The organism is Moorena sp. SIO3B2, from assembly GCF_010692525.1.
Lineage (GTDB): Bacteria > Cyanobacteriota > Cyanobacteriia > Cyanobacteriales > Coleofasciculaceae > Moorena > Moorena producens.
Genome location: NZ_JAAHHE010000279.1, coordinates 1 through 8,274, shown reverse-complemented (window position 1 = coordinate 8,274; position 8,274 = coordinate 1). Strand labels below are relative to the sequence as shown.

Annotated in this window: 8 protein-coding genes and 1 pseudogene; 1 reads left to right on the top strand and 8 read right to left on the bottom strand. The window is 42.3% G+C overall.

Annotated elements, in window-relative coordinates; genetic code table 11:
- Positions 1-504: 504 nt before the first annotated feature.
- The 5 genes from F6K38_RS31055 to F6K38_RS31035 form a co-directional block, all read right to left on the bottom strand.
- The gene (locus F6K38_RS31055; protein WP_287358916.1) at positions 505-2,115 is read right to left on the bottom strand and encodes a beta-barrel domain-containing protein; all 1,611 of its coding nucleotides are present in this window, start codon (positions 2,113-2,115) and stop codon (positions 505-507) included.
- Positions 2,116-2,288: 173 nt separating this feature from the next.
- Positions 2,289-2,414, bottom strand: coding sequence for a hypothetical protein (locus F6K38_RS31050; protein WP_287358913.1), 126 nt, complete (start codon positions 2,412-2,414; stop codon positions 2,289-2,291).
- 172 nt (positions 2,415-2,586) lie between these two features.
- Positions 2,587-5,559 (bottom strand): peptidase domain-containing ABC transporter, encoded by a 2,973-nt coding sequence (locus F6K38_RS31045; RefSeq protein ID WP_287358912.1) that lies wholly within the window; start codon positions 5,557-5,559, stop codon positions 2,587-2,589.
- A gap of 10 nt (positions 5,560-5,569) precedes the next feature.
- Positions 5,570-5,743, bottom strand: a complete 174-nt coding sequence (locus F6K38_RS31040; protein WP_287358910.1) for a hypothetical protein — start codon at positions 5,741-5,743, stop codon at positions 5,570-5,572.
- A 183-nt stretch (positions 5,744-5,926) separates the two neighbouring features.
- Positions 5,927-6,700: a peptidylprolyl isomerase gene (locus F6K38_RS31035; protein ID WP_287358908.1), complete on the bottom strand. Its 774-nt coding sequence runs from the start codon at positions 6,698-6,700 to the stop codon at positions 5,927-5,929.
- Between the two features lie 168 nt (positions 6,701-6,868).
- On the opposite strand from F6K38_RS31035, the gene F6K38_RS31030 reads away from it, so the two are divergent.
- Complete coding sequence (locus F6K38_RS31030; protein WP_287358906.1) at positions 6,869-6,994, top strand: hypothetical protein; 126 nt, start codon at positions 6,869-6,871, stop codon at positions 6,992-6,994.
- On the opposite strand, the gene F6K38_RS31025 is transcribed toward F6K38_RS31030, so the two are convergent.
- The 3 genes and pseudogenes from F6K38_RS31025 to F6K38_RS31015 all read right to left on the bottom strand — a co-directional run.
- Positions 6,991-7,185 (bottom strand): hypothetical protein, encoded by a 195-nt coding sequence (locus F6K38_RS31025; RefSeq protein WP_287358905.1) that lies wholly within the window; start codon positions 7,183-7,185, stop codon positions 6,991-6,993. The two genes, F6K38_RS31030 and F6K38_RS31025, sit on opposite strands and share 4 nt — an antisense overlap.
- Positions 7,186-7,501: 316 nt before the next feature.
- A complete protein-coding gene (locus F6K38_RS31020) occupies positions 7,502-7,639 on the bottom strand; it encodes a hypothetical protein (RefSeq protein WP_287358903.1) in 138 nt (45 codons plus the stop codon).
- 337 nt (positions 7,640-7,976) lie between these two features.
- Positions 7,977-8,274 (bottom strand): annotated as a pseudogene (locus F6K38_RS31015) (calcium-binding protein); the annotation flags it as partial.

The following is an 8,274-nucleotide window of genomic DNA, read 5'->3' as shown; positions in this document are numbered from 1 at the left end:
AGAGAACACAGAACAAAGGGACTTGCTGCCACAAGTCGGTCAATCCGAGGTTTCATGTTTATCAATCAAAATGCTCCCGATTTCTCGGATTATTTCATAAAGTTGGAGTTAAGGTTTACTGATTTAATAACTCTTTCAAATAACTTTACTGAAAATTCATAAAAATATCGCAAAGGGAACAGGGAGTCGAAAGTCGGGAGAGTGAAAAAGTCAACTATTATTACTGTTCTGGATTACCTGTTCTGGATTACCTATTTTGGATTACTTGTTACCGATTCCCGTTCCCCTCCTGGGAGGGGTTAGGGCGTGTTTTCAAAGTTTTCCGCAAGATTATGATCCCCCCCAGCCCCCCTTGAAAAAGGGGGGAGCCATACTCAAATTCCCCCTTTTTTAAGGGGGATTTAGGGGGATCTCCGAGTTTGAAGACACGCCCTAGGGGTGGGTTACGATTCCCGATTCTAAATTCTTAATTCTTAATTCTAAATTCTTAATTCTTAATTCCTTCTATTTAGTCCCCTTCAAACTATCCAACTTCTTGGTTAAAAAGCCAGTAAAGATAGTAATCACTCGACGCTTTCTCTCCTTAATATTCACACTCACCGACATCCCTGATGCTAGGGGTACTGAGTTGCCTTTAATATCGATAAACTGCTGTTTTAGGGCAATTTTAGCAGGAAAACGGTAATAAGAATAAATCTGATCGGGCTCTAAAGCATCGGCTCCAATGGAGATTAATTTACCTTTGATATCACCAAATTCACTAAAATTAAAGGAATCAATTCTGACATCCACCTCCATCCCTTCTTTTACAAAACCCCGGTCTTTATTGGTGATATAAACTTCAGCAATTAGCTCATCATTCGGCACAATTTCCAGAATAGTTTCGCTACTAGTTGTCACAAAGCCTGGGCGAGCCTTTAGCTCAAAAACTTTCCCAGCTACGGGAGCTTTGATTTCGTGATACTTCAAATTTTGCTTGATTTGACTAATTTGACTAGCAATTTCCGCTATCCGTTTATCATTTTCTACAATTTGCTTACCGAGCTGACTATCGATATCCGCAATCCGTTGTTGATTCACAGCAATCCGATCCTGTAGCTCAGTTTGAGAAGCCGCAATAGTATTCGCCAATTGTGCTTTAGCTTGAGCGATCGCACTTCTAATCCGTTCTTGTTCCTGAATTAACTGGTTGACCTCAGCTTGCTGTGTACCAACCTCAGCTTCCCGTGTACCAACCTCAGCTTCACCTCTACCGACCTCTTGTTTCTGTCTACGGTATTGAATTTTGGGAACTGCTCCCTCGGTAAGTAACGGTTCAAAATCCTGTAAAATCTCCTGTTCATTTGCTAAATTAGTCTGTGCAGTCACTAAATTGTTCTTAGCTGTAGTCAACAGATTTCTAGCATTGGCTAATTGGATTTTAGTTTGCCCAAGCTGATTTTCTAGTTGCTGAATTTCTTGCTTATTCGCCGTTACCCGAGAATTGAATTCTGCCAAGTTTATCTGTAGACGAAATTGTTGATCTGAGGTCAGGTTTGCTCCACCATCAGCCCCAGTCATTTGCACTCGATACAGTTTATTTTCTGCCACTAAGTTAGCGCGGTTTTTAATCAGAAGCAAAATTTCTACTGGCAAGCTTAGCGGTTGAGTATTGGATTGAGTAGCTTGAGAGGAACCGATTTGAGCACGATAAAACTGATTTTCTTGGATTAACGATTTCTGAATTTGTTCCAGAGAAACCAACTGAGCTTGAGCAGAGGTCATATCAAAGCGAATCAGAACATCATCTGGCTTCACCAGCTCCCCATCCTTAATCAAAACCTCTGCTACCACACCACTAATCGATGCTTGAACTTCCTTAACATCCCCTTGTGGCTCTAACTTGCCCTGTGCTGGAATCACTTTCTCAATTTTTGCCACACTTGCCCAAGTAATTCCAAAGGTTGTTATCCCCACCAATCCCCAAAGAATAGCCCGCGACAAAATGCTAGGTTGTTTCAGAAAAACGCTAGGTTGTTGCGGAATAATTGGTTGGGATAATTCCTGACCTTGAATTACTTCATTAGTAGTGGTTTCAGCGTAATAGTTGTCAGTTGTGCGGTTGGATGTAATCATGATTAATTAGTAGTTATTAATTGGGTTAGGGAATTAATAATGTAGAATGTAGAATTAATAATGTAGAATTAAGAATGTAGAATTGAGAATTAATAATGTAGAATTAAGAATGTAGAATTGAGAATTAATAATGTAGAATTAAGAATGTAGAATTGAGAATTAATAATGTAGAATTAAGAATGTAGAATTGAGAATCGGGAGTCGGGAGTCGGGAGTCGGGAGTCGGGAGTCGGGAGTCGGGAGTCGGGAGTCGGGAGTCGGGAGTCGGGAGTCGGGAGTCGGGAGTAGTAATTCATCATTTATCTGAGATATTGCACCAGAAAAAAAAACTAATATCGGAAGTAATAACAATCAATTCAATTACTCAAATAATCAACTATAATCACTGTTAAGTATTCACCTCTGTTATCGATTATAATTCTACATTCTACATTCTCAATTCTACATTCTCAATTCTACATTCTCAATTTTCTATTTATAAAGACAATAATAACGCCCTTTAATCGCCATTAATTCTTGATGAGTTCCCATCTCTTCGATTACTCCTTTCGACATCATTAAAATCAGGTCAGAGTTCTTAATTGTGCTGAGTCGGTGGGTAATGAATAAGACAGTACGACCTTTAAAGGCTTCAGCTAAATTAGTACATACCCTTTGCTCCGTTTCATAGTCTAAAGCGCTGGTGGCTTCATCTAAAATTAGTAGTCGTGGATTTTGCAAAACCGCACGAGCGATCGCTATTCGCTGTCGCTGTCCCCCAGATAACGCTGAACCTCGCTCTCCCACCTGAGTGTTATAGCCATTGGGCAAGTCCATAATGAAATCGTGAGCAGCAGCTATTTTAGCAGTAGCTATAATTTCTTCAGTAGTAGCTTCTGGATTATTCAGAGCAATGTTTTCATGGATTGTCCCCTCGAATAACAGAGGGTTCTGGGGCACAATTCCTAGCTGACGTCGTAGGGAATAGAGTTCAACTTTACTAATGTCATAGTTATCAATTATAATTCGACCCCCTAAGGGTTCATAGAAGCGGGGTAAAAGCTTGGTTAACGTACTTTTACCAGAGCCACTTTGTCCCACAATTCCTACAAAACAACCAGCTGGGATATCCAGATTAATTTTACTGAGCTGCAACGGACCACTATTACCAAACCGGAAGGAAATATTCTCGTATTTTACAGTTCCTGTAATCGGTGGAATGGTTAAGTTATTCTGTTGTTCTACTGGGGATTCTTGAGGGTGATTAAGAATATCGCTGAGACGCTCAATGGATAGAGCAGTTTCCTGGAAGTTTTGCCACAGTTGAGACAGCCGCAGCAGGGGACTGGTGACATAGCCAGCAATAATCCGAAAGGCGATTAATTCTCCTAGGGTTAATTCACTTTGGAGTACTAAATAAGCTCCCACCCATAGCACTAATAGACTCGATAATTTATGGAGAAAATTGCTGATTGAACTAGCGGTAGTGGAGAGCTTAACCGTTTTAAACCCTTCTGAAATATAACCACCGTAGCGCTGTTGCCAAGACATACGAGCTCGTAGTTCAATGTTTTGGGATTTAACGGTTTCAATACCATTAAGCACTTCCACCAGATAAGAATGGGTTTGTGCGTTGCGCTGGGCTTTAGTCCTTAACATCCGCCGCAATATTGGTGAAAAGATTAGGGTCAGCAAGATAAACAAGGGCACAACCGCTAATGCGGCTAGGGTAAGTAGGGGACTGTAGAGCACCATGACGGCAATATAGATCACAGAAAAGACTGCATCTAAGACTACAGTTAAGGCTGTTCCGGTCAGAAACGAGCGAATTTTTTCTAATTCCTGAACCCTGGTTGCTAATTCCCCAACAGTACGTTTTCCAAAATAACTCATTGGTAAACGCACCAAGTGGTCAATTACCTGGGAGGCTAGGGCTAGGTCAATCCGGTTAGTGGTATCAGAGAATAAATAGGTACGTAAAGCACTTAAGATTGCTTCAAACAGTGCTACAACTATTAGTAAAATACCCAATACATGGAGAGTATCTAGGCTATTACCACCAATTACCTGATCGATAATTACCTGGGTCATTAAAGGATTGACTAAGCCAAAGAGTTGGACAAAAAAGGATGCGATTAATACTTCAAATAGTACTTGACGATAGCGAGATAGTATTGGTATAAACCAGGAAAGACCAAACTTTTTCTTGGGGGTAGTTGTTGCTTCTTTTAGTAGCAGTACTTGACCGGATTTGCCCCAAATGTCGATAAAGGTAGATAATTTACGGCGTTTGATGCCACCAGACGTGGGTATCCCCAGTACCACTTCTTTTGGTGAGGCGTTGTAGACAACAGCGAAAGTATCTTCCCAACGGATCAGAGCTGGTGTTGGCAGCTGAGTAATGGTAGTTGCTGCTATCTTAACTAACTGGGTTTGCAATCCCATTAAATCAGCGATAGCAGCGCAAAATGGTAAAGTAATGGTGCCGGTTTTTTGCTGGTTAGTAATAACTCTTTGGATTACCTCCCGCTTAAACGGCACTTGGAGATACTCACTGAGCATCTCGAAGCAGGCTAAGGTCTCTTTTAAAATACCTCTGCCACTTTTAAAGGGATATTTTCTGCTGTGCTCTTGACCCTGATTAACTACAGGTAAGGATTCCGGTAATGCGATTGACCTTTGGTCACGCTTCGCGATCGCATCACGAGCAGGGCGAAATTCTAGTTCAGGGGTAGCAGAAATAGACCTTATCCCTGCATTGTTACCAGTTGCTACCTCCGCCGATAGCATTGATTTCGGTAATCCCACCAAGCGCACTTGCTGGAGAGTGGCGTAATTAGGGTTTTGTGAATTGATACGGCTACCCACTGGCAAGTTAGGGGGAGGATTACCACCACTGACAAACCACATCCACTCCGGGTCTAATTTGGCTGAGTCTGCTGGGGGGAAGTGGTAAACTACTGCTTGTTGAAACCCTTTCAGTGCTAGTTTCCGGAGCTCCGTGATGCCATCGGCTCGACGTTCGAGCTCAGCACCAAGTAAGTCAAAGATTTCAATCAAGGCACAATGGTCTTGAAAAGCAGTAGCTAGAGAGGGATAGGTCTGTAACAGCTGGAAAAATTCCTTTGCTGGTAGGGCTAGACAATCTACTTCCTCAGATGCGATCGCAGTTTCACTATAGACTTGCCGTACTAAGCTCGCCCAACCTAAAATCGCACCGGGAGAGAGCTTTTGAACCGTTACCTCCTTGTTTGTGCGGGGGTCATAACCTAGTAAGCGAGCTTGTCCTTGATAGAGAATTACCACATGGGAAGGTATTTTCTCCCGCATTAAAATTGTTTCACCAAGGTGATAGTGTACTGGCTGCAATTGTGCAGATAGTTTTTCTAATGCTGTGGTTGGTAATTGATTAAAAGGAGATACACTAGTAATAAATTCTTGGATGGGGGAAGTGGTAAAAGTCATGGCAATAAAATTAAAGAGTAGGGAGTAGGGAGTAGGGAATCGGGAATCGGGAGTAGGGAATCGGGAATCGGGAATCGGGAATCGGGAATCGGGAGTAGGGAATCGGGAGTAGGGAATCGGGAAATAATCCTGTGTACTTAATAGTTATGAAAAAAGCTGTAAATACAAAGTGATTAACGGTCACCGATATAGCATTTATAAATAGATCATGATAACCAATCCTGATTTCTCATAACACCAAAAACTCCTATAGCATTTATTGCATTTATGAGGTACGCTTAATTGCCTCAAAGTCCCCCTTATTAAGGGGGATTTAGGGGGTTCTCTTTGTACCTTATGGGAGAGAGAATTGCTATATATCTTGACCCTACTCCCTACTCCCTACTCCCTGCTCCCTCTTCTGATTTCCCTGTTCCCTATTCCCTTTTTCTATCAATTGTTGTAATTGCTCACCGAGCCATCTATTAAACAATTCCTTCAGCAGTCGCTGACCCATGGGTTGGTCTAACTGTGCTGGAATTAATTTTTCTAGGCGCACAATCACGATCCACTCCCCTATTTGTGTTGGTGTCCACAACTGACCAGGCTGACTCAGTTTCAGGATCCGAGCAATCTGAGGGTGGGGCATAGTTATCGGCATTAGACCAATTAATCCTCCACTTTGAGCTTCTGGTCCTTGGGAATATTGCCGTGCTATTTCAGCAAAGGATTGCTCTCCATCCTCCAGCCGATAATAAAGTTCCCGAGCAACACCTTTATGCTTAACGCGAATCAAGGAATAACTAACCTGATCTAGCTGCTGTTTGCGCTCCAGAAAGTAAGATTCTAGTCGATCACCCCAGGTTTCTTGTTGAAATTTTTCAATTTTTAGCTCACGGGTTGCCAAGGCTTTTAATTCGTTTGGAGTGATCTGATGATTCTGACACCAAGCCTGACGTGCTTTGTCATCAGTAAGCTTATGTTTGGCATAAAACCGCTCTTCAGCACTGCTTTGCTCTTCTAGGGTGCAGCTGATTCCAGCGATCGCATGGTCAATAATAATTTCCCGGAATAGCTGAGGCAGCAAAAGGTATTGTCTCAGCAGGGGGATAATTTCTGATGCTGTAATAGTTTGGTTACCAACTTGTAAAATTTCGTTCATCAGGCTTTTCTATAAAATCGTAAGTATTCAGTTATCAGTTATTAGCTATCAGCTATCAGCTATCAGTTAGCAGCTATCAGCTATCAGCTATCAGCTATCAGCTATCAGCTATCAGCTATCAGCTATCAGCTATCAGCTATCAGCTATCAGCTATCAGCTATCAGCTTTGTGGCACAGGCTTTGGCCTTGGCCTTTCGGCCACGCTACGCGAATGGCCACGCTGTGCGAACGACGCTGGGAGATAACGATATAACGCTACGCGAAGGTTTAATCTCTTTGAATAAAACGGTCTAATTCGGTAACTCCGTTGGGTTAAACATTAAGCTGACGGCTGACAGCTGACGGCTGACAGCTGAAAGCTGACAGCTGTTGAGGTTAATGACTTGTTTCTCAAAGATGAATTCGCTATAGTCCGCTAGGTCATCAATTCCTAGCACGTTTAAAATAATTTCAGTTATAAGCCAAATTAGAATTTTCTGCCACATTACCCTGTCCTCTTTACCTGTCTAGTTTTAGAGTAATGGGCAGAGCCAGGGATACCGTCTCAGTTTTTGCCTCAGTTTTGGGATGAAGTGTTTTAATTTAGTTGATTTGTTTGATTTTTATTAGATTACTTTAAGGCTGTATTCAGATGACTTTTAAGTTACTTTAAGATTGAGCAATAAATAGATAAAACAAACAACTTTAGGCGTGTGTATACCATAGTTTTTAAGATTATTTGTATCAGTTTTTGTATCAGTTTTGCGATTTTATTCAGACATATCTCATTTTGATATCATAAGTAGTCGGACAAAAGTAAAATTAACTGTTGAAATAGGGAGCAGGGAGCAGCGATGCAGCGCGGTCTTGGGGGTTTCCCCCATGAGCGACTGCATCAAGACGGGAGCAGGGAGCAGAGGGACTTTTGGCAACTTTACACAAGTTAATACCGCGCTGCATCGCTGCTCCCTAAAAAATTGGGCGTTGCTGAATTAAGGAATGAATGCGCGATTATCTGGTGAAAGTTAAAGCCCCCTAAATCCCCCAATTCTGGGGGACTTTGAAAGTTTTGTTCCCCCCACCGGTGCGCTTTCCGTCGGCGAATTAAATTCGCCACGGGTCGCACCGCAAAATTGGGGGGCTAGGGGGGCAAAACCATACCCATAATCAGCAACGCCAAAAATTGACCTTAGAAAAAAAATGCGACCGCTAATCTAACTAGCGATCGCTAACAGTCTTGGGTAAAAACCGTTTAAGTAAGAACTAATCGGAACAGTCTTGGGATGACACTTTTGTGTTACACAAATACATCAAGTGCCTGCTCAGCAGCATCGAGATTGCCGAATACAGTCAGATTATCCTCGCCGCCAAGGATGGCTACTACGGCTTCTTGACCACTAACTGTTTCGCGACCGAAACTAATATTGCCCAAGAATTCATCAGCGAAATCAAAGCTATCCCCTGCCTCAAAGTCAGTGATTTGGTCAAAGTCCTGGAGACCGTCTTGGAAGATTTCACTGCCGAAGGCGAAGATGTCTGCACCGGAATTGCCAGTTAACAAGTCATTGCCAACCCCTCCGTTCAAGACATCATTA